We start from the raw sequence: 1,344 nt of genomic DNA on the forward strand, positions 1-1,344 counted from the left end.
TGAGGTTCCCCCTGAACAGTGGACAGGGCTTTAAGCAGCTCTCGCTGTTCCTGTCAGGGAATGCTCAAACCGGACGGGGCTATGCATCCCGATCGCGGAGTGGCGTCGTTCATGGTTGTACCAGAGGATCCAATTGTCAACCGCTGCAACGAGTTCCGCCTTCGTGGCGAAGGCGTGGCGGTAGTAGTACTCGTGCTTGAACGTCGACCAGAACGACTCCGCGGGGCTGTTGTCCCAGCAGATCCCGGTGTCACCCATCGACCGTTTCAGGTCGTGACGGCCGCACGCCTGCGCCGTCAGCGACGCGGTGAACTCCCCGCCACGATCCGAATGCAGCACCGTGCCTGCCACGTCACGGCCGCGGCAGGCCACCGCGGCGTCGATGGCAGCACAGACCATGTCAGCGCCGACGTGGTCCGCCACGACATGGCCGAGCACCCGTCGGGAGTGCCCGTCCCGGACCGCACACAGAAACATGTCACCCTCACCACACGTCAGATACGTGATGTCGGTCAGCCACACCGCGTCCAGACGACCCTGATCGAAACGTCTGCGCACCCGATCCGGCGGGAACGACGCCGCCGGATCGACCACGGTGGTCCGGACCTTGAACGACCGGGGGCTGATGCCCTCGATCCCGATGGCGGCCATCACCGCCGCAACGGTCTTCTCGTTCACCGTCGCACCACGCGCCCGCAACTCGGCGGCGACCCGCGGCGACCCGTACGTGCCACCGGAATCGTTGTGCACGTCCAGAATCTTCACCGCCAGATCGGCGCGATACTGCTGCCGCGGCGTCAGCACCCCCGCCGTGCGCCGTTGCACATACGCGTAGTACCCGGACGCCGAAACGTCCAGCAGCCGCGCCATACGCCGCACCGAGAACCCCGTAACGCCACGGCGTTCGTCGCCGGCCGTGGACCCAGACCTGCCGGCACCGGCGTACTTCACCATCAGATCGAACCGCGTGGATTCTTCTGCATCGCGGCAAAGTACGCCGAAGCTTTTACCAGGAACGCGTTGTCCTTCTCCAACTCGGCCACCTGCCTACGCAGCCGCAGCAACTCGCCCCGCTCCGCCGCCTCCAGGGGCACATCCCCGCGCACCTCGGCAGCAACGACCCGGCGCCGCTCGTCCTTCACCCAGACACTCAACATCCCCGGATCGATTCCCAGCTCCCGGGCGACCTCAGCAATCGAACGATCAGAATCGATCACCCGATGCGAGGCCTCAACCTTGTACTCAGCCGTATACGACCGACGCTTACCAGCAGGCACGACGGACATCCTCCCAGCAGAACCACAGTCCTGCTAACTCGGTGTCCACTCCCCGGGGGGAACCTCA

2 protein-coding genes are annotated in these 1,344 nt (G+C 65.2%); both read right to left on the bottom strand.

Going from position 1 to position 1,344, the window contains the following annotated elements:
- Positions 1-30: 30 nt before the first annotated feature.
- On the bottom strand, positions 31-954 hold the full coding sequence (locus ABZS58_RS51335; protein ID WP_354792139.1) for an IS3 family transposase: 924 nt from the start codon (positions 952-954) through the stop codon (positions 31-33).
- Positions 954-1,286 (bottom strand): transposase, encoded by a 333-nt coding sequence (locus tag ABZS58_RS51340; protein ID WP_354792141.1) that lies wholly within the window; start codon positions 1,284-1,286, stop codon positions 954-956. Before ABZS58_RS51340 ends, ABZS58_RS51335 begins: the two co-directional genes overlap by 1 nt.
- Between the last annotated feature and the right edge of the window lie 58 nt (positions 1,287-1,344).

Origin of the sequence: Dactylosporangium sp. NPDC005555, assembly GCF_040605635.1 — a bacterium.
GTDB lineage: Bacteria > Actinomycetota > Actinomycetes > Mycobacteriales > Micromonosporaceae > Dactylosporangium.

Coding starts and splice junctions, on each gene's coding strand:
- ABZS58_RS51335 (WP_354792139.1), bottom strand. CDS start 954: ATGGTGAAGTACGCCGGTGCCGGCAGGTCTGGGTCCACGGCCGGCGAC.
- ABZS58_RS51340 (WP_354792141.1), bottom strand. CDS start 1,286: ATGTCCGTCGTGCCTGCTGGTAAGCGTCGGTCGTATACGGCTGAGTAC.